Genomic DNA, 24336 nt, shown 5'->3' on the forward strand with positions numbered 1-24336 from the left:
TTAATCAGTCTTCAATATCTTTATGAGAGGCTAAAAGAAAAGTCATTCGGAAGCAACTAGCAAGACGACAGCATAAGCACATATACCTTCTTCACGTCCAACAGGGCCTAATTTTTCGTTGGTAGTAGCTTTGATGCCAATTTGATTTGGTTCTACTTCTAAAACTGCTGCTAGTTTATCGCGCATGTTGTTAATATGCGGCTTTAATTTTGGACGTTCTGCTACTACCACCGAGTCAATATTTCCTATCTGCCAGCCTCGATCCCGAATCAATTGATGTACTTGAGTTAATAGTACTAAACTATCTGCTCCCGCCCATTTAGGATCGCTCGGCGGAAAGTAATGACCAATATCCCCCAAGGATAATGCCCCAAGCATGGCATCCATAATCGCGTGCGTTAACACATCAGCATCACTGTGTCCTAATAAACCCAGTTCATGGGGAATTTGAATTCCACCTAAAATTAAAGCGCGATCGCTCACCAATTGATGAATATCGTAGCCGTTACCAATACGAATTTTTGTCATTTGTTATTTATTATTGGGCATTGGGCATTGGGCATTGGGCATTGGGCATTGGGAATTGGGAATTGGGCATTGGGCATTGGGAATTGGGCAAGAAACTTGTTAAATAATTCTCCCTTATCCCCCTGCTCCCCTGCTCCCCTGCTCCCTCTGCTCCCTCTGCTCCCCCTGCTCCCATTCCTCCAATAGATCGGGGCGGCGATCGCGGGTTTTTTGAATTTGTTGCTCGTAACGCCACTTGGCGATCGCTGCATGATTGCCACTGAGTAAGACATCAGGCACTTTCAAACCGCGAAAATCGGCAGGACGAGTATATTGAGGATAGTCCAATAACCCTTCCTCAAAACTTTCTGCGGTGAGGGATGCGGTTTTGCCCACGGTTCCTGGTATTAGTCGCACTACACCATTAATCAAAGCCATTGCCGGAATTTCCCCACCAGTCAGAATAAAATCGCCCAAAGATACTTCACGAGTTACCAAATGTAGCACCCGCTCATCTACTCCTTCGTAATGCCCGCAAATAACTACTAACTGGTCATAATTTGTCACCAATTCTTTCAAAAGAGGTTGATTAATTGTTTGCCCCTGTGGACTCATCAAAATTATTTCTCTTCGGGGAAGAATCGGCAGCGACTCTACAGCCCTAAAAATCGGTTCTGGCTTCATTAGCATCCCCACACCGCCGCCGTAGGGTTCATCATCCACCTTGTGGTGCTTATCAGTGGTAAAGTCCCGTGGATTAACCAGATGCACTTCGGCAATCTGTTTGGTTAAGGCTTTACCCAGTAATCCCGAATTGAGAACAGAGTTAAAACAGTCAGGAAAAAGTGTAACTATATCAAAGCGCACAGTTATTCGTATTCGAGGACACTAATCTTAAATTTGGATGTCTAGCAAACACCGCCAAGCAAAGGTCGAGTCAAACTCCAGTTAAACTTTATCAATAGTATCTAAAACTACCAGGACTATTGGATTTTAGATGGGATCAAAAGTTTTTCTAATTACTTAATTTATGTTTAAATGTTGTCACAAGTACATTTAAATTAATAATCATATCAAGTTAACAACTTCCAGGATGCATCGATCCAGCCTCAGAAAAAAGCGTAGTCTTACCTGCTCGTTCCCAGCCCCAGAGGGGGAATCTAGCCCTCTAAAGACTATTTTGCCCTGCTGCAAGTGGACAGGTGAAAAACAAGGCCCTAGCTTTGAAAAATGGGAACAAACACGTTTAGACTGAAGGCTTCGCAAGCGTTAAGCGAGAATTTGAAGAGTGGCTGCCCAGTTCCAAAACTTCCAAAAAGTGTCCTCTCAAAAGTTGCAAAGCGCAAAAATCACCAGGCTTCTAAACTTGTTAAATTCACCTGAAGTTGTTGACAGGAGAAACAAAATGCCGCAATTACAAGCTAAATCGCTAGAAATGAGGACACCCCAAGCAACTAAAACCGCCGTTCTGGTTATCGGAGGTGCAGAAGACAAAGTTCATGGGCGCGAAATCCTACGAACTTTTTTTGGACGTGCCGGTGCTAGTAAGGCTTATATTACAATTATTCCATCTGCCTCTCGTGAACCAGCCATCATTGGTGGTCGGTACATTCGCATTTTTGAAGAAATGGGTGCCCAAAAGGTAGAAATTTTAGACATCCGCGAACGCGAACAGTGTGAAGCTTCTCAAATCAAAGCATCCTTAGAAGCCTGTAGTGGGGTATTTTTGACGGGAGGAGATCAACTGCGTCTCTGTGGCGTATTGGCAGATACGCCAGCAATGGAAATTATTCGGCAGAGGGTGAGGGCAGGGCAACTGACGTTAGCAGGCACCAGTGCAGGAGCGGCAGTGATGGGACATCACATGATTGCTGGCGGCGGGAGTGGGGAGTCGCCAAATCGTTCCCTAGTCGATATGGCAACGGGTTTGGGATTTATTCCTGAAGTCATCGTTGACCAACACTTTCATAACCGGAATCGGATGGGGCGGCTGATTAGTGCGATCGCAGCCCACCCCGATCGCTTAGGTATTGGCATTGACGAAGATACTTGTGCAGTGTTTGAACGTGATGGTTGGTTACAAGTTATGGGTAAAGGCAGTGTCACCATTGTTGATCCCACTGAGGCCACCCACACCAACGAACCCCATGTTGGTGCTAATGAACCATTAACCGTACATAATTTACGTCTCCATATCCTCAGCTACGGCGATCGCTTCCACTTGTACCAGCGCACTGTATTGCCTGCCGTACACCGGATATCCAGCTGACGGGATGGAGTATCTGAGGTTACACTGACGTTGACCACAAATTTTAGATTTTGGATTTTGGATTTTGGATTTTAGAAAAAGAAGAGCTTTTCGGCAGATGCTGCCAGAAAGTGGGCGAAACAAATCTAAAAACCCCTCGATGACTCGTTGACGCTACGCTATCGTAAATCTAAAATTACCAGAGCTAAGTACCCTAATTGTCTCTTTTAATCCAAAATCATAAATCTAAAATCGGTTGACCGCACATTTATTTCTTGTTGTAGAAAAATGATGAGAATACTATGTAAAAACAAAAAACTGTTCGTTGCAAACAGTTTAGCGGTCAATTTCAGTAAGAAACTAGAATTTTGGTTCCGAATCTCCATCTACCTATTCCCATGAGAATCCTCAAGATCCAGACCTTACGCGGCCCAAACTATTGGAGCATTCGACGCCACAAGCTGATCGTCATGCGCCTCGATTTAGAAACCCTTGCCGAGTCGCCCTCGAATGAAATCCCTGGCTTTTATGAAGGACTAGTTGAGGCGCTGCCGAGTCTGGAGGGTCATTATTGTTCGCCTGGCTGTCGTGGTGGTTTTCTGATGCGAGTCAAAGAAGGCACGATGATCGGCCACATCGTAGAACACGTAGCCCTAGAACTCCAGGAATTAGCTGGTATGCATGTTGGCTTTGGTCGCACCCGCGAAACTGCCACACCCGGAATTTATCAAGTAGTAATCGAGTACCAGAATGAGGAAGCGGGACGGTATGCTGGACGAGCCGCAGTCAGGCTATGCCAGAGTATCGTCGATCGAGGCCGTTATCCCAAAGCAGAACTAGAGCAAGATATCCAAGACCTGAAAGACTTCACCCGTGATGCTTCATTAGGCCCTTCCACTGAAGCAATTATCAAAGAAGCAGAAAAAAGAGGTATTCCCTGGATGTCTCTGGAAGCCCGCTTTTTGATTCAGCTAGGCTACGGCGTGAATCAGAAGCGGATGCAAGCCACAATGACTGACAACACCAGCATTCTAGGCGTAGAACTAGCTTGCGACAAAGAAGCCACGAAACGCATCCTGGCTGCGGCTGGTGCGCCAGTACCCAGAGGTACGGTAATCAACTTTTTAGACGATTTAGAACAAGCTATTGAATACGTTGGCGGCTATCCCATCGTCCTGAAACCAGTTGATGGCAATCATGGACGCGGGATCACCATTGATATCAGAACTTGGGAAGAAGCGGAAGCCGGATATGAAGCTGCTAGACAGGTTTCCCGGTCAATTATCGTCGAAAGATATTACCTTGGGCGCGACCACAGGGTGCTGGTAGTAAATGGCAAAGTAGTCGCAGTAGCTGAACGTGTCCCGGCTCACGTCATTGGCAATGGCAGATCGACTATCTCCGAACTGATTGAGGAAACAAACCTCGACCCGAATCGCGGTGAAGGACATGATAACGTCCTGACCAAGATTGAACTAGACCGCACCAGCTACCAATTATTAGAAAGACAAGGCTACACCCTCAACAGTGTGCCACCCAAAGGAACCCTTTGTTATCTCAGGGCAACGGCAAACTTAAGTACAGGTGGTAGCGCCGTAGACCGTACTGATGAAATTCACCCAGAAAATCTGTGGTTAGCACAACGGGTAGTCAAGATTATCGGTTTGGATATCGCCGGACTCGATATTGTCACCACAGATATTGGCCGTCCTCTGCGGGAAGTGGATGGTGTAATTGTCGAAGTTAACGCTGCTCCTGGCTTTCGGATGCACGTTGCTCCAAGTGTAGGTATTCCCCGCAACGTCGCCGGCGCAGTGATGGATATGCTGTTTCCCAACGAGCAATCTAGCCAAATTCCCATCCTCAGCATTACTGGTACTAATGGTAAAACCACTACTACCCGACTACTAGCACATATTTATAAACAGACTGGGAAGGTAGTTGGATATACCACTACTGACGGGACATATATCGGTGATTACTTAGTAGAAGCTGGCGATAACACAGGCCCCCAAAGCGCCCACGTCATCCTCCAAGATCCCACGGTGGAAGTAGCAGTATTAGAAACGGCTCGTGGTGGCATTCTCCGCTCTGGATTGGGCTTTGAAGCCGCAAATGTCGGAGTGGTATTGAATGTAGCCTCTGACCACTTAGGGATAGGCGATATAGATACCATTGACCAGTTAGCTAACCTCAAGAGTGTAGTAGCGGAAGCCGTATTCCCTGATGGCTACGCCGTACTCAACGCCGACGATCGCCGCGTCGCTGCCATGTCAGAAAAAACCAAGGCTAATATTGCTTACTTCACCATGAACCCCGACTCGGAATTGGTGCGAAAGCACATCCAAAAGGGTGGAGTGGCCGCAGTATATGAAAGTGGCTATTTGTCAATTGTTAAAGGTGATTGGACACACCGCATAGAAAGAGCGGAAAATATACCTTTAACAATGGGCGGACGTGCGCCGTTTATGATTGCCAACGCTTTAGCAGCAAGCTTGGCTGCATTCGTGCAAAACGTCACAATTGAGCAGATTCGGGCTGGTTTGAAGACCTTTCGGGCTTCGGTTAGTCAAACGCCGGGACGAATGAATTTATTTAATTTAGGCAACTACCACGCTTTGGTAGATTATGCCCACAATGCAGCCAGTTACGAAGCTGTAGGTTCCTTTGTGCGGAACTGGACTACAGGACAACGGATTGGCGTAATTGGTGGCCCGGGCGATCGCCGCGACGAGGACTTTGTGACTTTGGGCAAATTAGCAGCACAAATTTTTGATTACATCATCGTTAAAGAAGATGATGACACACGGGGACGTTTACGGGGATCAGCCGCTCAGTTGATTATTCAAGGCATCACCCAGGTGAAGCCTGATAGCCGCTATGAATCAATTTTGGATGAAACCCAAGCCATCAATAAAGGCTTAGACATGGCTCCTGATAACAGCCTGGTGGTTATTCTACCAGAAAGCGTGACTAGGGCTATTAAGTTAATTAAGCTGCGTGGTTTAGCGAAAGAAGAGACACATCAACAAAATACTGGCACAACTGCTATCGATTCCCAAAATGGGATCGCACCTTCTTCTGTAGTCAATACACTACAGTAGTGAAAAGTCAAGAGTCTAAAATTCAGCATTTAAAAGTTTTTGACCCTTGACTCTTGACTATTGTTTTTCTTGTTCTGGATTGGTTTCATCACTGGGGGTTTTCATCTCCTCCTTAAAACCTCGTAGGGTTTTGCCTAGTGCAGTACCCAGTTCGGGAATTTTTTTAGGGCCAAAAATTAGAATAGCGACTATGCTAATTACAGCGATTTCTGGCCATCCTAGTCCAAACATAGATATTTCCTCAAAAGCATCTGTAATTAAATATAGACATTGATGGCTCAAATCTGATGATTTCACAACTGATAAGCGCTCGACCTTTTTACAGGAACAGGGTATTAATATAATTAATGCTATTGTGATTAGTTGGAGCGCCTTCTTTAAAACAGTCCTAACTGTACTGACTGGTTCTTATCAGCATTTTCTATGGCTATTACTGGTAAATCTGCTTGAGGTTCAACAACCAAAGGAGCATTTTCTTCAAATCTCAGTTTTGAGCTTTTGATGTAGTTTTCATCAATCTCAAAAGCTAACCAGCGTCTTTGTAAAGTTTCTGCAACTCGACCTGTCATATTAGAACCAGCAAAAGGTTCTAAAACAATATCACCTGGTTCTGTACAAAGGTTAATGACAAACTCTGGTAAAGCTTGAGGGAATCTTGCCGGGTGTGGTTTAAAACCTTCTTGTTTGCAACGCCTTTGGTAATAATCGTTGGAAGCAGTATTTGAGGCAGAAATCAAATTTACGGGCTGGACTAAATCTTCAAATAAAGTTTCTTTTATAAGAGTTTGTTGCCCTATTTCTTCTTTATTTGTACTACAACGTCCATCAATAATATTCGGAGGGATAGCTCCTCCTCTGTCCTTCCCAAATTTATCAGAAATATCATGACCTGATGGTCTAACTTTTGGTTTATACCCATTTTTTAAAAGGTTTTTCATTGCATCACTATAAGGCTTTAAAACTCTTCTATTATTAGCTTTAGGATGCGGATTTTTTGACAGCCACCAAATTGTATTTACTGAATCTTTAACTCTTTCCCTACGGATTGTTACCCATTCAGCAGGGGTGGGTAGTTTTGCTGGATTATACCAATATAATTCTTGTGCCAGATAAAATCCCAGTCCACCTTTTTCTTTTGCTTTGCACAAAGCAATAACCAGTTCAAAATGATAAAGAGAACGAACTGGCATCCCCTTAATCCAACTGCCACCAATATCAACAACTAGTGAACCTGTTGGTTTAAGAATACGGTAAAACTCTGCCGCATAATCTTTAAACCATTCAACATATTCATCAGCATCAACATTTCCGTATTCTTTTTTACGAATCAGTGCAAATGGTGGAGAAGTACAAATTAGGTCGATACTTTCGTTGGGAATATATGTCATTAAATCTAGGCTGTTTCCTAAATAAGCAGCACCGAATTTTGTTTCGTAGTAAGGGTTACAATTAAGTCTCATCTAATTTTTTTTAGTACATTTGTACGGTCTATGAAGACAGTATCATCTTGCTGGATGAATAGGGCAATGTACCAAGTATCAGCCACAATAGTACATAGGCTCTATATCAAGTATGGTTGATACAGAACTGGACACGTTGAGCAAAGAAAGCGATCGCTTGTTCAACTAACTTCCCATTGGATTGGTAATTGGCAAACCTAACCACTCACTTAATTCCTTAGCTAACCATTCAAGTTCTACTTCGGATTTAATGCCGATATCGTTTCCACTAATCTGATATTTTTGTACTCCTGAGCAAATATATAATTGTGCTGAAACAGCAACTCTATTGCCTTCGGGGTCTTTAGTAAAGTATTTGGGAATGTAAACCAACTTATTAACACTTTTCCTTGGTGATGGCCGGGGACGCTCAAATTTCCAACTAAACAACTCCCTGCTTAGGGCAATTTGTTCTGCATTTAGGCGTAAACAGATGCGTCCAAACAAACTAAAGATAAATTTATACACCATCAGACAGCCAGCACCCCAAAAAGGAAGTGAGAACAAAGCAAAGGGGATGTTGACAGGAAAAGGCGCGGAAAGAGCGCCAATTGTCCAAAAGAGGATAAATGAATTCCAGGCGATCGCAAATACACCTGTAAATAATATTGATGAATTCAAACCAGGCGGTGGAATGATAATTTCTAAAGAATCACCATTTTTAGTTAATTGAATTTTACTCCCATCTGGTTTGCTCACAGCCAAAGCAGGTAAGTTTGTTGTTTGTGCTTTCTCTAAAGCTGCGTAGGTAAAGCCCGTCGTAGACATCGCTTCGGTAGCAGAACTTAAACGTCGTTCTAAACTGGGTTCAATCATCCACTTTAACCAATTGCTAAAGCCGGGACTTAAATTAGCCACTTGTTCAAACTGAATGCGGAAATCCTTTTGGGGTAAATCGCCTGGATGAGTACCCGTCACTAAATAAATTAAAGTTGCACCTAAGCTATAAAGATCGGAAGCCGGAACCGTGCGTCCGCCAAATTGCTCCTGTGGCATATAGCCATAGCTTCCCACCACAGTCCTAGTTCCCCCTTCTGTAGCGAGGACAGTTTGTACCGAACCAAAATCAACTAGGTAAACTTGACCAACACTGTTACCAGAACGCTCTCCCAATAAAATATTGCTAGGCTTAATATCACGGTGGATAACAGGCGGATATAAACCATGTAGGTAAACGAGAATTTCTAAAAGTGCTTTGGCTATCTGTTTGACTTCTGCTTCGGTAAAAGTCCTCCCAGATTGGCAGTATTGCTCTAAACTTTTTGCTGGGATATAACTTTGTACTAGGGCAAATCCCTTGATTGTCGCTGAATTTACCTCAAAATAGTCTAAATAGCGGGGTATTAAGGGATGTGACAAAGATTTGAGAGTTTCGGCTTCTCGCTCAAACAGCTTGAGATCGTCCCATTCAAAGTCACTACCAAAAGAGAGTAACTTGATAACGACTAATTCCTGAGTATTCAAATCACGAGCTACAAGTGTCCGCCGTCCTGCTTTTTTTCCTAATAGCTGCTGAACTTCATAGCGAGCGCTTAATATTTCGCCAATCATTATGGTTTCTTATAATGCTACGTTTGAAAAGTTTTTAGAGATTATGACTTTTCAATTTTGACAAATCGATATTTTTAGTATAATTGCGTAATTCTATGCCCTCCCAACTTTGGCCTTATATTACTCCTGGTATTCCTGATGACTTATTCGAGCATTTGCCAGGAATTCCCCTGAGTCAGCGAGAAGTCCGACTATTATTAATTGCCCAACTGCGACTAAAATCAGATTCTGTGTTGTGGGATATTGGCGCAGGAACAGGTACAATTCCCGTAGAAGTGGGGCTATTGTGTCCAAAGGGTAAGATTATTGCTATCGAAAGGGATGAAGAAGTAGCTAATCTGATCAAGCGTAATTGCGATCGCTTTGATGTGAAAAACGTCGAAGTAATTGAAGGTAGCGCCCCAGAGTGTTTACATAATCTTAAGGTTGCTCCTCACCGTATTTGTATCGAGGGAGGAAGACCCATTCAGGAAATTCTACAAGCAGCATGGCATTATTTGCCACCATCCGGTCGGGTTGTAGCTACAGCTGCTAATCTAGAGAGTCTGTATGCTATTTCTCAGAGCTTTTCTCTGTTAAGGGCTAGAAATATCGAAGTAGTGCAGTCTGCGGTTAACCGCCTAGAGACGCGCGGCTTTTCTCAAACCTTTACCGCCGTTGATCCCATTTTTATCCTCAGTGGTGAGAAACTGGATTAGGGAATTGGGAATGGGGCATGGGGCATTGGAAGAGGTAGCAAGATAAGGGGCAAAATTGAGATGAATAGTAGGGGTAATAAGGGAAACAAGGGAATTAGAGGAAGAAAGAGTAACTGATTAATGAATGAATGAATGAATGAATGAATGAATGAATGCCTAATTCCCAGTGCCCAATACTTCTCTACAAGAGACTGCGCCAACGGCTCCGCTAAGTACAAGTGCCCAATGCCCAATGCCCAATGCCCAATGCCCAATGCCCAATGCCCAATGCCCAATGCCCAATATTTAATACTTCTATGCCTTGGTCTCGGATTATTAGTGGAATTATTGCGATCGCTCTTGCTCTTTCTGTTACCCTTTTGGGGGGTTGGTACTTTACCATCACCTTTGCGGTTGTCATCTTTTTGGGTCAACAGGAATATTTTAATTTGGTGCGAGCCAGAGGCATCGATCCCGCCGCTAAAACCACTATGGCTGTCAGCCTAGTTTTGCTAGTAATTTGTACCATTGATGGCAGTTTGGCTGACGCTGTGATGCCCTTAGCTGGTACATTTATTTGTTTTTACCTGCTGTTTCAACCCAAATTTGCCACGATCGCTGACGTTTCCGCTTCTATAATGGGGCTATTTTACGTAGGTTATTTACCGAGTTACTGGGTAAGATTACGAGCAATTGATAGTGCCATTTTCAGCAATCTCCCTTTAGGAGGTTACTGGCCTACAACGTGGATGGAGTTCTGGGAAAAAGCAAGTTCTGCCTCTTTGCCACAAGGTTTTACAGCAACAATGCTGACTTTTTTGTGTATTTGGGCAGCCGATATTGGCGCTTACACCATTGGCAAATTCTTTGGGAAAACCCGTCTGTCTGAGATTAGTCCGAAGAAAACTGTAGAAGGTGCTGTATTTGGCATTGCTTCAAGTGTTGCTGTAGCGATCGCAGGAGCCTATTATCTCCACTTGCCTAGATCCCTCTTCACTGGTTTAGCATTGGGTTTACTGATTGGCATTGCTAGTCTTTTAGGGGATCTTACCGAGTCTATGCTGAAGCGGGATGCTGGAGTTAAAGATTCTGGACAATTAATTCCCGGTCATGGTGGTATTTTAGACCGTACTGATAGTTATATTTTCACCGCACCTTTGGTTTATTATTTTGTGACACTACTATTGCCGCTACTATAGAGCTTCAGACTTTGAGTTAAATACACACTTTATCCCATTGAGAGCGCCTATACCAAAGGTCTAGCGCTGGTTTTTTGGATAATAATTACTCTTTTCTCTGTGTTCTCTGCGCCTCTGTGGTTCAATAAATCACTTTTAAACCGTAGAGGCCCAGGGAGCGCAAAGAAAATATAGGACTTACGCACTGTACAAAATAATCATGTAGTGAAACAACGTATATACGTTGTTTCAGGTTTTTATTAATCATTAATTGATGGTAAATATACCCGCGTCATAGGGGCAATTCATGAATTGCCCCTACGACGGATCTGGTTTTCAAATCATTCATACTTGGTCTTTCCTGTCAATGCCCAAATCCTAAAATATTAATATTTTTTATTTTTCATCATCAAGGATTAACGTTAATCCGCCCTCGACACACTAGCTTACCTGGGATCAGCGTTAGTTCTTGGATATCGACATCTGAGCCCAGATCCAAATTGTACTGGCGATCGCCCTCTAATATGTCTGCTTGTTCGGGTTTGATTTTTATATGTGCTACTTGCAACTCATGCCCACTGAGTAAATTTAAGCTCAAACAAATCTCTAGAGGTGTTATTTCACTATTGGTTACTTTCGTACCTCGCAGTATAATTTGATTGTTATCAAGGATAATTTCTTGCCAATTAATTGGTTGTGACTTTGGGAAATATGTTGGTAAAACCTTAACCAGTAAATCGCTCAAAGCAGTCGATAATAAGTCAGATGAGAGAGAAGCATTCAGATCCTTCTCGTCTACGATCAAATCGCCAAACACGGGTACTGTTTCTAACAATTTTAAAGGCTTACCCTTAAGTATGGAACCAATGTTTATCTGAATATTTTCTGCCGTTAATTGAAGTTGTGTAATCAGGAGACCTTGATAAACTGCATGAGTAGCAAAAATAGATACCAAGGGGATACGTCCAGAGAGAAGTTGGCGATCGCTGGCTTTAATCTCCACTTCTAATTCTGATATTTGGCTCACCTGCGTTCTTAACCAGAGCTTAAGGGCTTTTGTGAGTACCTGCGTAATTATGCGGATTTTATTGGCACTTGTCGTTTGGGAATATTGCTCTGGCATCTAACCAATCTGTTTATGAGTATTTGCTCAACAAGCGAACTTGAAAAAGAATTGAGGAGTCAGAATCAAGGCGTTGCTGGACTCGCTACCGATGCTATCAGCCAGCAGCACAGAAAACATTGCTGAATTCTGAATTCTGACTCCTGACTCCTGAATTCTGTTTTAAGAAATTAAACAAGTCTTAAATGTAACATTTATGCCTACTCGCTACAAAATGCAAATATCATTTAATTGTTAACAGTAAATAAGCAATTCCAGATGGAGGAAAGGGTACAAAAAATTCTCGCTCAATGGGGCATCGCCTCACGTCGGGAAGCGGAAGAAATGATTAGGCACTCACGGGTACAAATCAATGGGGTATTGGCACATTTAGGTCAAAAAGTTGATCCCCAAAAAGATGCGATCGCAATTGATGGAAAAACTGTATCAGAAAAGCAGCGTCCGGCTTTAATATATCTATTGCTGCACAAACCTGCGGGAGTAGTTTCGACTTGCTACGATCCTCATCGAAAAACAACAGTCCTGGATTTACTACCGAAAGAATTACGGGAGGGTTCAGGTATTCACCCAGTTGGGCGTTTAGATGCAGACTCTACGGGAGCATTAATCCTGACAAATGACGGAAATCTGACATTTGGATTAACCCATCCCCGTCACAGCATTTCCAAGACATATCGTGTTTTGGTCAAAGGACATCCCCCAGAAGCAGTACTACAAATGTGGCGTGAGGGTGTGATGTTAGAGGGGAGGAAAACCAGAGCCGCTAAGGTACACCTAATAGAATATCGTGCCGAGCAAAGCTTTTTAGAAATAGTGTTGCAGGAGGGAAGAAATCGCCAAATTCGCCGGATAGCTCAACAGTTAGGATACCCAGTAATCAAGCTGCATCGAACTGCTATCGGCCCTATTCAATTACAAACTCCAAAACAACCCTTATTGTCAGAGGGTAAATATCGTTCCCTCAATGATCGTGAGATTCGCTTTTTGCAAGATCAGATAACGCAACCTATTAAAGATTCAGCGGAGTTAAGGAGTGTCAGTAGGCATGAAATGGCTAAGAAAGAAGAAGAATAATCACCAGCCATCACTTTCATTAGAGCAACAACGAACCGAAAAGTTAGCAGAATTGGGCGCTCAACTCTGGGCGTTGCGTCAAGAACAGGGACTATCTCTAGAGCAAGTGGTTGTATTAACCAGAATTCCCCAGCGATTATTACAGGCGATCGAAGAAGGTAATTTAAACGATCTGCCTGAACCAGTCTATATTCAGGGTTTAATCAGGCAATTTGCCGATGCATTAGGCTTGAATGGAGTAGAATTTTCCGGCACTTTTCCGATCAGTTCTGCACAAGTAAACCCCCAAGGGATGGGGAACACTTCAGCGATTAATCAACTACGTCCGATTCATCTTTACTTTCTTTACATATTGCTAATTGTATGCTCTGTAAATGGCTTATCTCAGCTATTAAATAACGCGGTACTACAAGCAAGTAATAGCGAAAACCAACCACTAAATCAAAAGTCCATTGTAAAACCAGAACCAATCCAACCAAAAGATTCACTAAAAGTTCAACCTGTCAGCGATCCCCCTAGCGGTGGACAACAGGGACAGGTTGTACAAATTGGTGTCACTTTGAAAGCCTCATCCTGGATTCGCGTAGTAGCCGATGGCAAAACCGAGTTTGAAGGTATTCTCCCAGAGGGAACTCACCGGATTTGGAAAGCTCAAGAGCAACTGACAGTGAAAACTGATAATGCTGGTGGTGTGTTGATGAGCGTCAATCAAGAGAAAGCCAAAGAGATGGGAGAACCTGGAAAAGAAGAAGAGGTTAGGATTGCTGCAAAACCTAAGTTTTGAAATATGGGAATTGGGCATTGGGAATTGGGCATTGGGCATTGGGCATTGGGCATTGGGAAGAATGAAGAATATTGTCTAGTCCCCAGTCCCTAGTCCCCTGCCCCCTGCTCCCCTACTCCTTACTGGGCTTGTGGGGCGCGTCCATTAAGCCTGGTAAGAACTTTTAAGCGATCGCTTAATTCATCTCTCAACGCTTCTGTTTGATAGCGCCAGCCCCAGTTACCCTCGGCAATGCTGGGAAAATTCATCCGCGCTTCGTTTCCTAATCCCAAAACATCTTGCAAGGGAATAATCGCTTGGTTGGCGATCGAACTCAAAGCTAGGCGAATCAAATCCCAGTGGATGCCTTCAGGACTAATAGAACCTAAATAAAGCAACAAGTTTTGCTTTTCATAGTCATTAGCTGAATTGAACCAGCCTAAAGTTGTGTCATTATCATGAGTCCCTGTATAAACAACAGCATTTCGCGGGTAATTGAATGGTAAGAATGGATTACCGGGATCGGAACCAAAGGCAAACTGCAAAACCTTCATTCCAGGAAATTCATACTTGTCTCGTAGCGCTTCTACTTCTGGTGTAATCACTCCCAAATCTTCTGCCAAGACAGGTAGCTTACCTAATTTTTGTCTAATTGCTTCAAAAAAAGCGTCTCCAGGTGCTTCCACCCATTCGCCATTCATGGCAGTTTCTTCGCCTTTGGGTACTGACCAATAAGCCTCGAAGCCTCGGAAGTGGTCAATGCGAATTATATCTACATAATCCAGCATTGCTTCAAAGCGTTGCACCCACCATTTAAAGTCTTGTTTTTGCAATTCTTCCCAGTTATAAACCGGGTTGCCCCACAATTGACCGGTGGCGCTAAAGTAATCTGGTGGGACTCCTGCCATTTGAGCAGGTTCTCCAGTTTCTTCGTCTAAACAAAAGATGTCGGGATGTGCCCACACGTCAGCACTATCGTGAGATACATAAATCGGGATATCGCCGATAATATCAATACCACGCATGTTAGCGTAGCTTTTTAGCTCTGACCATTGCCGGAAAAACTCAAATTGGACGAACTTGTAATAGAAGATATCTCCGTTGAGCCGACTTTCTACCTCAGCTAATGCTTCTGGTTCACGCTTGACAAATTCTGTCTCCCATGTATGCCAGCTTGCACCATTATGGGCATCTTTCAACGCCATAAATAAGGCGTAATTATTTAGCCAGTAGCCTTTGCTGTCACAAAAACCTGCAAACTCATTTTTTTGGATGGGCGTAGCATTGGTTTTGAAGTTTTCACAGGCTTTTTTCAGCAGCCCAATCTTAATCGGCACAACTTGGTCAAAGTCTACTTTTTCTACCGGAAATCCTGGTAAATTGGCGAAGTCTTCTTCTGTTAGCAAACCCTCGTCTCGCAGTTTTTCTGGGCTGATTAGTAGAGGATTTCCCGCCATCGCCGAGTAGCACATATACGGCGAATTACCGTATCCAGTGGGGCCAAGGGGTAAAACTTGCCAGTATTGTTGATAAGTCTCTTTGAGAAAATCAATAAAGCGATAGGCTTCTAAGCCTAAATCTCCAACGCCAAATCGACTGGGAAAGGATGTAGGATGCAGCAAAATACCACTGGATCTAGGAAAAGGCATAATTAACCTGAATTATGAGAGGGAGCGATCGCATCGAATCTATCATGCTACGTTTAGCTTTGAAAGCTGATGTTAGTAGTGAGTGGGAGATCAGGGAGATGAGGGAGACAAAGAGAATAACCAATGCCCCATGCCCCATGCCCAATTCCCAATTCCTAATTAATCCAAAATCTAAAATCTAAAATCCAAAATTCCATGTCTTACCGAAATCCTGCACCAACAGTTGATATCATCATTGAACTAGTAGATCGACCTCATCGGCCAATAGTGTTAATTGAAAGACATAATCTTCCTCTTGGTTGGGCTATTCCTGGTGGGTTTGTAGATTATGGGGAAGCCGTGGAAGTGGCGGCGCGGCGAGAAGCTGAGGAGGAAACGGGTTTGCAGGTGGAGTTGGTTGAACAATTACTGGTGTATTCTGACCCTAATCGCGATCGCCGTCAGCATACGATTAGCATTGTGTTTTTAGCGACGGCTACGGGGGAACCTGTGGCTGGGGATGATGCCAAGGGTGTAGGCATTTTTGAGTATTGGTGTGTGCCTGGTAATTTATGTTTTGACCACGATCGCATTCTGCGCGATTATTGGCGATATCGGCATTATGGGATACGTCCGAGGTTGGGGTAAGAGGGACGAACCGCAGAGGCGCAGAGGGCGCGGAGAGAAGAGGGGAGAGGAATATCACTAAAATTCAGCCTGAGAACGGGTTTCGTAAACTAGTTGCAAGCACTCTTCAAAATCATCTCCTTGCCAGGTTCCGGCAAATTTTAGCAAGTCTTCTGCTTTAGAGCCTCTAAGAATTGGTGTTGCTTCTCGTATTTCCGGTTTCGTTTGATGATTGGAAGTATCATCATTTTTTTCCGTTGATAGAACATCAAGAGATGTTTGCTCGGTTCTTGGTTTTGTTTTGAGAAAACGCAAAAAATCTAGCGTTTCGGCTAGTAGAACATCTGAGGATGATTCAATTTCTTGGAGGAGTATTTCTTTAATATTCATTCTGGTTTATTCATAAATGATGTTTTGCAGTTTGTCGTAAGAGTATTATACGAATGCGATCTAGATGCTGATCTGATGGCATTATGGGATACGTCCAAGGTTGGGGTAAGAGGGACGAACCGCAGAGGCGCAAAGGGCGCGGAGGAAGAAAAGAGAGGAATACCTAACACAAAGTTTTTGTGATTATACTGTGTCAGTGGTATTTAATGGTGCATTATGGATGCTGAGGAACTTTTAGAGAAATACGCAGCAGGGGAACGGAAATTTCATTCAGTAAATTTGAGTCAAGAAAATCTCAAAGGTGCAGAACTCAGTGAGATAGACTTAACTAGTGCAAATTTGACTGGAGTTGATTTAAGTGGGGCAAACCTAACCAAAGCGAAGCTTAATAGTACAACTCTCACTAAAGCGTCTCTAGCAGATGCAAAGTTAAATTCTGTAAGTGCTTCTTCAGCAATTTTTGCTTGGACAGACCTCAATGGTGCTGACTTAAGTCGGTCAACTCTGAATAGCGCAAATTTGAATTATGCAAACTTAGAACAGGCAAACCTGACAGATATAAATCTAAATAGTGCAAAATTAATTTACGTAAACTTAGATACAGCAAATTTATGTGGAGCAAATTTTAGTAGTGCAGACCTGACTGCCGCTTCTTTAGCTAAAGCTAATCTCAGTAAAGCTGATCTAACTAAGGCAGATTTGAGTCAGGCGTACTTAATTGGATCAAACTTTACTCTGGCAAACTTAACTGAGGCAATATTGAAAAGTGCCAAACTCCAAGGAAGTGTATTTCACAGAGCAAATCTGTACAAAGTTGATCTCTCAGGCATGAATTTGGCTGATATAAATTTTACCGCAGCATCTCTTCAAAGTACAAACCTTACAAAAGCATTTCTCCAAGGAGCGAATTTAGAAAAAGCCAATCTGCGATGGGCAAATTTAATCAAAGCAAATTTAGATGGAGCAAATTTGATAAGGGCTGATTTAACTGGGGCAAATATCTATGGGGCAACTTTTAAAGATGCAGACCTGACTGATGCGATAATGCCAGATGGAGAAATCTACAAACCGATCGCAGCTGAAGCAGAAATCGGTAAACAGGAAACATCGTTAGAGAAAGTAATATCTATGACCCGTAAAGTAATAAATACTGATAACGCACCCGCACCAGTTGGCCCTTATAATCAAGCGATCGCAGCTTCAGGTCAATTTCTATTCATTGCTGGACAAATTGCCATCGATCCCCGCCTTGGTGATGTCGTCTACACTGATGATGTCAAAAAGCAAACTGAGCAGGTATTAGCTAATCTTGAAGCCATCCTCACAGCAGCCGGAGCAACTTTTCAAGATGTGGTGAAGACCACTGTATTTTTAGCTGATATGAATGATTTTGCGGCAGTGAATGCCATTTATGCTAAATATTTCCCGGAAGATACAGCCCCAGCGCGGGCTTGTGTTCAGGTATCGCGCTTACCTAAAGATGTGTTAGTAGAAATTGATGCGATCGCAGTAATTAGCGTTTAGTCCCAATCCACTCACAAAAAAAGCCTACAACTCTCCAAACAAACTAGGCTTTCTTATTGACTTTTGTTCTTAAAAGCTATAAATCTTTTTTAGGGGTTAATTAAAATTAATTAGCAAAAGAACTTAGAAAACTTCCTAATGGAGAGTTGCAAATGAGTGTGAGAAAAAAGAGCTTATTGGGTGCTGGCGCAGCATTTGCAGTACTTACAGGTTTAGTAGTCAGCACATTAGGGGCTATACAGGCAACGATCGCCAATCCTACCGCTAATCAACAGCCGCCACACTTACTTGCCCAAGGACTGAAGACTTTAACAATAGTTTTTCCTAGTCGTGCTGATTCTACAGACTTGCAAAATAAGGCAAATGCGGTAGGAGCTTTTTTGTCGAAAGAGTTAGGAATTCCAGTCCTCGCCCAAGTTGGTGATGATACAGCTGCTGTGGAAGCTTTGAGAGCAAACCGGGCTGATGTTGCTTTTTTAAGTAGCCGTCCGGCTTTAAAAGCAAAACAATTAGCAAATGCCAGCTTGTATCTAGCCGAAGTTCGTTCCACTTATTCTGGAAGATACACCTATAGCTCAACATTTGTTGTCCCTAAGAATAGTCCCCTCAAAACCCAAAATTCAGCTAAAGCCACTTTAGAACAACTGCGGGGCAAAAAAATTGCTTTTACTTCCCCTACTTCTGGCTCTGGGTTTATTATCCCTGTCGCTGAGTTGGTCAAACAAAAATTTGTACCCAACCGCGATCGCTTAGATGATTTCTTTGGTCAAGTTTCTTATGGCGGCAATTACAGCAAAGCCTTGCAAGCAGTTGTGCGCGGTCAAGCTGATGTGGCTGTTGTGTCAGAATATGCTCTCAATCCACCTTATATCACCGCCGAAGAGAAGAGTAAGTTACGAGTTCTACACAAAATTAATGGTGTACCTGCCCACGGTATTGCTATTGATGATGATGTTCCAGCCCCAACACGTGAAAAAATCATCAACGCCTTACTGAAATTAAATCAGTCGGAAAATAATAAATTGTTAAGCGACTTGTATAATTCCACAGAATTAGTGCGAGTTAATCACGATCGTCACCTAGCAACTATGCGTGACGCTCTGCAAATTGCTGGCATTGAACCATAATTCAGTTAACAGTTATTCAGCAAACATCGTGAATAACTGTTAACTAATAAATTACTATGAATGATTATGTGATTGAGTGTCATAACCTAGAGACAGCTTACGCTGCATCTCTCAATCGTCCGATTCTCAATGGGATTAATTGCCAGATTAAACGGGGTGAATTTGTCGTTTTGCTGGGACTAAACGGTGCCGGTAAGTCTACCTTACTGCGATCGCTAGTTGGGCTAGTGCCATCAGTAAAAGGAGAAATTATCATCAATAATCTTGAGATGAATTCCCGAACACTGCCAAAGATTCGGCATAATGTTGGGATGTTATTTCAAGGTGGCGGATTGATTCGGCAGTTATCAGCACTAGAAAATGTCTTGTGCGGATGCCTTGGTAAAAGGACAACTTGGCAAACACTGTTGGGATTTTCTAAACGCGATCGCATTTTAGCGCTAGAGTTACTAAATCAATTAGGACTCGGAGAGTTAGCTTTTCAAAAAACCAGTCAACTTAGTGGCGGACAGCAACAAAGAGTAGCCATCGCCCGGACATTAATTCAATCACCGCAAATTCTTTTAGTCGATGAACCTATCACTGGATTAGATGTTATTGCATCCCAACAAGTCATGCAAACTTTATCTGAGTTACACACTCAGCAAGGTATGACTATTGTGGCAGTTTTGCATGATTTGGGAATTGCAGAAAAATATGCAGGGCGAGCGATCGTTTTAGATGCTGGACGCGTCGTTTATCAAGGACTTTGTGACAACCTACAAGCTAAATTTGCTAGAGTTTCCAGTTGAGTGGGATTTGAATTAAACCGCGTCAGTTTTACCCCACCCTAACCCTCCCCTTATAAAGGGGAGGGAACTGGATTTTCCGGTTTCCCCCCTTTACAAGGGGGGATTAAGGGGGGTAATTCGACTTGTGTGTACACGGTAGCCTTTCCAAGGGGGGATTAAGGGGGGGTAATTAATTTGACTAATCGCAAAGACTACGCTTCTCAACCTAGATGAGATTTAATACAGTATGAGTTCCTTTTTTAAATTAAAACGTTTACGCTTCTACCCTTGGCTGAGTTCTCTACTCATCTTATTAATTGTCGTTGTCGTTTATGCTTGGGCTTTGCGAGGACTCAAACTCGATTTTGAACTGCTGCAATCTAGCTGGCCCTATATCACCGATTTTATTACCCGATTATTTCCTCCCGATTGGAAAGTTTTAGATATTGCAGTTAAGGCACTAATTGAAACTGTACAAATGTCTTTATGGGGAACCACCATTGGAGCAATTCTTTCTGTACCGATTGCTGTAGCTAGCGCCAGCAATGTTGCGCCTGGGTGGTTGCGATCGCTAGCTAATTTACTACAAAATACTGTACGTTCTGTCCCCTCAATTATTCTGGGGCTAATTTTTGTTGCTGCTACTGGGTTAGGCGCACCAGCAGGAACTTTAGCTTTGGGAATCTACACCATCGGCTACCTTGCTAAATTTTATCAACAGGCAATTGAAGCGGTTGATCCGCGTTCTCTTGAATCATTGCAAGTTATCGGAGCCTCGAAGCTACAGATTGCTCAATACGGCATTCTCCCTCAAGTACTACCTTTGGGATTGGGTTACACTTTTTGGATGTTTGAGTACAACATCCGTGCTGCTTCTGTCTTGGGTGTCGTTGGTGCCGGTGGTATCGGCTTTCAGTTGAAAAGTTACATTGACGGGTTTGAGTATACCAAAGCAACAACCATGATGCTCGTGCTTTTGGTAGTTGTCACCGTCATTGATGCTTTTAGTAGCCAATTACGTCATAGGCTCGATTCTATGTAGTATTTAAAGTCCAAGTTTTCCATAAAAAAGGCTCAAGCATTGATGCCTGAGCCTTTTCTAGATCAAACTAAATTATTTAGCTTAGTAGCGACCACCGCCGCCACCGCCACCGCCGCCACGGTTGTAGCCGCCGCCACCGCCGCCGCGATTACCGCCGCCGCCACCGAAGGAACCACCTCCGCCTCTGTCTTCTCTGGGTTTGGCCTTATTCACTTTAAGGTCACGACCCAGCCATTCAGCACCATCAAGGGCTTCAATGGCTTTGGCTTCTTCGTCTTCTGAACTCATTTCCACGAAAGCAAAGCCGCGTAAACGACCTGTTTCACGGTCAGTAGGTAGCTGAACACGCTTTACAGAACCATATTCTGCAAAAACAGTACTCAGCGCATCTTGTGTAACATCATAGGAGAGGTTACCAACGTAAATTGACATTAAATGTCTCCAAAATCATAAGTTTGTAGAGATTTAGATTTCGGAGAGAAGTCTGTAATACCAAAAGGGAAAAGCCTGTCAATACTAAAATCAAACACTGTCGTCCGAATTAATTCTCATTTCACTCCCCATTGTTACATGACGACTTACTTTCTGGGGGAAAGTTTGAAAAACTGTTATAAAAAGTTATATTGTCAGTTGATAGCTAGGTGATGGGTAGTTCCAAAGCGGGTAAAGCTATAGCCGTCAGCTACACCCACCCGATAAACTAACTCTCTATTCTATTTTCTAAATATTGACCAATCATCAACTGCTCACCAGCACGAGAGATAATAGTCTGTCTGGTGCGATATTGACTGCCAATCAGCTTTAACTCTTCTTCAAATACTGAACCGTTGTATTCAGTTCGCAAACACAGTGTTTTCGGGTTGGAGAAATAATACTGGGCGGTGACTGGTTTAGATATAGCAAAACCGCGATCGCGGTACAAGGTATTTCCCTTCACTCCAAATATTGTTGAACCTTCCGATTCTTTCTTTGTCTTGAGCAAATCAGTACTTTCCCAGACAACTGCTGCACCACAGATTAAACTCCCTACATCAGATAAATCATGCATCTGAGCTAGCTTTTGCAATTCATCACAGCCCTGCTTTAGAAAATTGATTGTAACTATACTCTCTATCTCCTTAGTTTCTCCCTTCGGTAGGGTGTAGTAGCGTCGTTGCGATCGCCATTTACCTGCTGATTCCTGGAAAAATTCAGAAATCTGTGATTCATCAGTGGTTTGTGCAGTTTTGAACAGAAATGTCACGCCTTACCTTCCTCACCTATGTAAATATATTTTTGGCAAAAAAGTTTATTCTTACTGGTTGTTGCTACGTACTTATCGCCTTGTTTTTTGGCATATTACGCAAAGGGGGTAAGAATAAATAGTGTTTTCTACTACGATTATAGACATAATAAAGTAATAAATCTTTAATATTCTTAATAAAATAGTAAGCATCAGTAAATACTAGTAGCTACACTAGAATAAATCAAGTCCATAACAGGACTTACGCAAAAAATAGCCCAAACCTTGAGTTTCCAGTAGGGGCAATTGATGAATTGCCCCTACCGCGTGTAGTTTTGCGTAAGTCGTATATAAAAACAAAAGCGATCGTTGTAATACCGCTCAAATTATGATGTAGAGCAAAAAAGTTTCATATCTTTAGAAAAAACTAGGTTTCTCCTATAGGTAGATTCTATAAAACTGAAAAATATTTATACTAAGTTTATAATTTATTAGCTGCAAGAAGATTATCTACCTCTGCGTCAGAAGTAGAGCGGTGAGAAGTTTTGGAATTTTGTGGGAAAACAGTGCTTTTTGGCATCAAAAATTACTGTCAGACAGCTTATACATTCTCGCCGTTTTTTGTTAATGATATCTCTAAAAATTACTTGGTAATAACACGGCTGTTTAACCCCAAAAGCTCCCCAATAGGAGAAAAGCAAATGATTTTGGACACAAATAAGCCGCACAAACAGGTGAAAATGAAAGATCCCGTAGTCGCTAACCAACTAATTAATAGCCAGTTAGATGCAGTTGTGAAAACTGAGGTGCCTACCGCAGATTTCAAGAGTAGACTTCTTGCAAACAGTATTTGTTCAACAGGTAGAAAAGGGAAAGGGAAAAATTACTTCCTTTGCTCCACTTATGTAAGAAGTTTATTAATGTCCTGTTTGGTAGCTATTGGACTGCTGACAGCGAGTTGTGGCTCGTCGCCCAAAGAATCAGCAGATGCACAATCTCAGAGTCCTGGTAATCGGGAACGTAGTAGTACAACGCCTGTAGATGTGGCGATCGCTAGAACTGACTTGCTACAAAAACAACCAGAATATACAGGTAATACAACACCATTCCGTATTGTATCACTGCGATCGCAAGTAGAAGGCCGCTTGTTGGCTTTGAATCTGGATGTGGGCGATACAGTAAAGCTTGGGCAAAACGTCGGGCAGTTAGATGATGCCATACTTTCGACCCAATTAAAGCAAGCAGAAGCAGAATTAGCAGCCCTAAAATCAGAAGTAGCTAGGGCAAACAATCAGGTAAGTAATGCCCGTGCTGACGTTGAACGGGCGCGGTTGGAGGTTGTGCAAGCTCAGGCAGACTCAGAACGGCAACAGAATTTATTCAAAGCCGGAGCGATCGCTGAACAAACTGCCCAGCAATCACGTACCCAGGCAAAAACAGCAGCCCAAGCACTGCGGGCTGCCCAAGAGCAAGTCCGTACAGAACAGCAAGCCGTCGCCGCCGCCGAAGGTAGAGTCTTGGCGCAGCAGGCATTGGTTGCCCAAACCAAAGAACGCAGGTCTTACGCGCGGCTGACATCTCCCATTACTGGCGTAGTTACAGAAAAAGCGACAGAACCGGGCAATCTTCTGCAAGCAGGTAATGAAGTCGTAAAAATTGGCGATTTTAACCGTGTCAAAGTCGTTGTGCAAGTTTCCGAATTAGAACTAGCACAAATTCAGCTTGGACAATCTGTAGAAGTTCGTTTAGATGCCTTTCCCAAGGAAACATTAATTGGGAGAGTTACGCGCATTTCTCCAGCTGCGGATGCGATCGCTCGTTTGATACCTGTAGAGGTAGTGATTCCTAACGCACAAGGCAAAATTGGCAGTGGACTGCTGGCGCGAGTCAACTTTGAAAACCAGACTCAACAGCGCGTAGTTGTACCGCAAACAGCTATTCAGAAACAAGCAGGGAGCAACAACTCCAAGAGTATAGGTAAGTCATCTTCCCCGGCCAATGCAGTTAATACCGCCGAGGCAGAAAACCCTGCTGGGACGCTATTTGTGGTCAAAGAAACAGACGGCAAAGTTAAAGTGGCAGCCCGTGCTGTGACATTAGGAAAAAGAGCCGATGGCAAAGTGGAAATTTTATCTGGTTTGCGATCGGGAGAACGCTATGTTGTTCGCAGTGGTCAACCCTTAAAAGATGGAGACGCTGTACGTTTATCGATTATTTCTGAAACAGCAGACGTAAGTCCTAAAGAAAATTAAAAATTCTAAATCTCTTTGAGAATTTTTAAT

The 24336-nt window shown here is 43.0% G+C and carries 25 protein-coding genes; 14 read left to right on the plus strand and 11 right to left on the minus strand.

Annotation, left to right across the window (positions count from 1 at the left end; translation table 11 throughout):
* Window positions 1-42: 42 nt before the first annotated feature.
* The 3 genes from ispF to trmD are packed head-to-tail and all read right to left on the minus strand — an operon-like array spanning window position 43 to window position 1374.
* Complete coding sequence (ispF, locus tag V7K98_RS14645; RefSeq protein ID WP_335022963.1) at window positions 43-528, minus strand: 2-C-methyl-D-erythritol 2,4-cyclodiphosphate synthase; 486 nt, start codon at window positions 526-528, stop codon at window positions 43-45.
* 10 nt (window positions 529-538) lie between these two features.
* A complete protein-coding gene (locus V7K98_RS14650) occupies window positions 539-703 on the minus strand; it encodes a histidine kinase (protein ID WP_335022965.1) in 165 nt (54 codons plus the stop codon).
* The gene (trmD, locus tag V7K98_RS14655; RefSeq protein WP_335022967.1) at window positions 643-1374 is read right to left on the minus strand and encodes a tRNA (guanosine(37)-N1)-methyltransferase TrmD; all 732 of its coding nucleotides are present in this window, start codon (window positions 1372-1374) and stop codon (window positions 643-645) included. Before trmD ends, V7K98_RS14650 begins: the two co-directional genes overlap by 61 nt.
* A 538-nt stretch (window positions 1375-1912) precedes the next feature.
* Here trmD and V7K98_RS14660 point away from each other — a divergent pair.
* Both V7K98_RS14660 and cphA read left to right on the plus strand, forming a co-directional pair.
* Window positions 1913-2776, plus strand: coding sequence for a cyanophycinase (locus tag V7K98_RS14660; protein WP_012412065.1), 864 nt, complete (start codon window positions 1913-1915; stop codon window positions 2774-2776).
* Between the two features lie 377 nt (window positions 2777-3153).
* Complete coding sequence (gene cphA / locus V7K98_RS14665) at window positions 3154-5859, plus strand: cyanophycin synthetase (protein ID WP_335022969.1); 2706 nt, start codon at window positions 3154-3156, stop codon at window positions 5857-5859.
* A 57-nt stretch (window positions 5860-5916) separates the two neighbouring features.
* On the opposite strand, the gene tatA is transcribed toward cphA, so the two are convergent.
* From tatA to V7K98_RS14680, 3 genes are all read right to left on the minus strand, one after another.
* Window positions 5917-6090 carry a twin-arginine translocase TatA/TatE family subunit gene (gene tatA / locus V7K98_RS14670; protein ID WP_094344717.1) on the minus strand — a complete coding sequence of 58 codons (174 nt, stop codon included), beginning with the start codon at window positions 6088-6090 and terminating at the stop codon, window positions 5917-5919.
* Between the two features lie 146 nt (window positions 6091-6236).
* Window positions 6237-7319, minus strand: coding sequence for a DNA-methyltransferase (locus V7K98_RS14675; RefSeq protein ID WP_335022974.1), 1083 nt, complete (start codon window positions 7317-7319; stop codon window positions 6237-6239).
* Window positions 7320-7484: 165 nt separating this feature from the next.
* Window positions 7485-8909, minus strand: coding sequence for a serine/threonine protein kinase (locus V7K98_RS14680; protein WP_335022976.1), 1425 nt, complete (start codon window positions 8907-8909; stop codon window positions 7485-7487).
* 95 nt (window positions 8910-9004) lie between these two features.
* On the opposite strand from V7K98_RS14680, the gene cbiT reads away from it, so the two are divergent.
* The 3 genes from cbiT (at window position 9005) to V7K98_RS14695 (ending at window position 10785) form a co-directional block, all read left to right on the plus strand.
* A complete protein-coding gene (cbiT, locus tag V7K98_RS14685) occupies window positions 9005-9607 on the plus strand; it encodes a precorrin-6Y C5,15-methyltransferase subunit CbiT (protein WP_335022978.1) in 603 nt (200 codons plus the stop codon).
* 166 nt (window positions 9608-9773) lie between these two features.
* Entirely contained in the window at window positions 9774-9896 is a 123-nt protein-coding gene (locus V7K98_RS14690; RefSeq protein ID WP_335022980.1) for a hypothetical protein, read from the plus strand.
* A gap of 7 nt (window positions 9897-9903) precedes the next feature.
* On the plus strand, window positions 9904-10785 hold the full coding sequence (locus V7K98_RS14695; protein WP_335023430.1) for a phosphatidate cytidylyltransferase: 882 nt from the start codon (window positions 9904-9906) through the stop codon (window positions 10783-10785).
* Window positions 10786-11173: 388 nt separating this feature from the next.
* Here the strand turns inward: V7K98_RS14695 and V7K98_RS14700 are convergent, their stop codons facing one another.
* Window positions 11174-11887 (minus strand): LmeA family phospholipid-binding protein, encoded by a 714-nt coding sequence (locus V7K98_RS14700; protein WP_335022982.1) that lies wholly within the window; start codon window positions 11885-11887, stop codon window positions 11174-11176.
* Between the two features lie 258 nt (window positions 11888-12145).
* Between V7K98_RS14700 and V7K98_RS14705 the strand changes: the two genes are divergently transcribed.
* Both V7K98_RS14705 and V7K98_RS14710 read left to right on the plus strand, forming a co-directional pair.
* The gene (locus tag V7K98_RS14705; RefSeq protein ID WP_335022984.1) at window positions 12146-12961 is read left to right on the plus strand and encodes a pseudouridine synthase; all 816 of its coding nucleotides are present in this window, start codon (window positions 12146-12148) and stop codon (window positions 12959-12961) included.
* Complete coding sequence (locus tag V7K98_RS14710; protein WP_335022986.1) at window positions 12933-13745, plus strand: helix-turn-helix domain-containing protein; 813 nt, start codon at window positions 12933-12935, stop codon at window positions 13743-13745. Before V7K98_RS14705 ends, V7K98_RS14710 begins: the two co-directional genes overlap by 29 nt.
* Window positions 13746-13864: 119 nt before the next feature.
* On the opposite strand, the gene malQ is transcribed toward V7K98_RS14710, so the two are convergent.
* Window positions 13865-15373, minus strand: coding sequence for a 4-alpha-glucanotransferase (gene malQ, locus V7K98_RS14715; protein ID WP_335022988.1), 1509 nt, complete (start codon window positions 15371-15373; stop codon window positions 13865-13867).
* 14 nt (window positions 15374-15387) lie between these two features.
* Here malQ and V7K98_RS14720 point away from each other — a divergent pair, with 14 nt between their 5' ends.
* Window positions 15388-15555, plus strand: a complete 168-nt coding sequence (locus V7K98_RS14720) for a hypothetical protein (RefSeq protein WP_335022990.1) — start codon at window positions 15388-15390, stop codon at window positions 15553-15555.
* A gap of 13 nt (window positions 15556-15568) precedes the next feature.
* Window positions 15569-16000: an NUDIX hydrolase gene (locus V7K98_RS14725; RefSeq protein WP_335022992.1), complete on the plus strand. Its 432-nt coding sequence runs from the start codon at window positions 15569-15571 to the stop codon at window positions 15998-16000.
* A gap of 57 nt (window positions 16001-16057) precedes the next feature.
* Here V7K98_RS14725 and V7K98_RS14730 read toward each other — a convergent pair whose 3' ends face one another.
* Window positions 16058-16369: a hypothetical protein gene (locus V7K98_RS14730; protein ID WP_335022994.1), complete on the minus strand. Its 312-nt coding sequence runs from the start codon at window positions 16367-16369 to the stop codon at window positions 16058-16060.
* 216 nt (window positions 16370-16585) lie between these two features.
* On the opposite strand from V7K98_RS14730, the gene V7K98_RS14735 reads away from it, so the two are divergent.
* The 4 genes from V7K98_RS14735 (at window position 16586) to phnE (ending at window position 20832) form a co-directional block, all read left to right on the plus strand.
* Complete coding sequence (locus V7K98_RS14735) at window positions 16586-17893, plus strand: Rid family detoxifying hydrolase (RefSeq protein WP_335022996.1); 1308 nt, start codon at window positions 16586-16588, stop codon at window positions 17891-17893.
* A gap of 152 nt (window positions 17894-18045) precedes the next feature.
* Complete coding sequence (locus V7K98_RS14740) at window positions 18046-19020, plus strand: phosphate/phosphite/phosphonate ABC transporter substrate-binding protein (protein WP_335022998.1); 975 nt, start codon at window positions 18046-18048, stop codon at window positions 19018-19020.
* A gap of 56 nt (window positions 19021-19076) precedes the next feature.
* On the plus strand, window positions 19077-19811 hold the full coding sequence (locus tag V7K98_RS14745; RefSeq protein WP_335023000.1) for a phosphonate ABC transporter ATP-binding protein: 735 nt from the start codon (window positions 19077-19079) through the stop codon (window positions 19809-19811).
* 226 nt (window positions 19812-20037) lie between these two features.
* Entirely contained in the window at window positions 20038-20832 is a 795-nt protein-coding gene (phnE, locus tag V7K98_RS14750) for a phosphonate ABC transporter, permease protein PhnE (protein ID WP_335023002.1), read from the plus strand.
* Window positions 20833-20913: 81 nt separating this feature from the next.
* On the opposite strand, the gene V7K98_RS14755 is transcribed toward phnE, so the two are convergent.
* Both V7K98_RS14755 and V7K98_RS14760 read right to left on the minus strand, forming a co-directional pair.
* Window positions 20914-21264 carry an RNA recognition motif domain-containing protein gene (locus V7K98_RS14755; RefSeq protein WP_335023004.1) on the minus strand — a complete coding sequence of 117 codons (351 nt, stop codon included), beginning with the start codon at window positions 21262-21264 and terminating at the stop codon, window positions 20914-20916.
* Window positions 21265-21532: 268 nt separating this feature from the next.
* The gene (locus V7K98_RS14760; RefSeq protein ID WP_335023006.1) at window positions 21533-22075 is read right to left on the minus strand and encodes a phycobiliprotein lyase; all 543 of its coding nucleotides are present in this window, start codon (window positions 22073-22075) and stop codon (window positions 21533-21535) included.
* Between the two features lie 680 nt (window positions 22076-22755).
* Between V7K98_RS14760 and V7K98_RS14765 the strand changes: the two genes are divergently transcribed.
* Entirely contained in the window at window positions 22756-24306 is a 1551-nt protein-coding gene (locus V7K98_RS14765; RefSeq protein WP_335023008.1) for an efflux RND transporter periplasmic adaptor subunit, read from the plus strand.
* Window positions 24307-24336 lie beyond the last annotated feature (30 nt).

The organism is Nostoc sp. (assembly GCF_036917435.1).
GTDB lineage: Bacteria > Cyanobacteriota > Cyanobacteriia > Cyanobacteriales > Nostocaceae > Nostoc.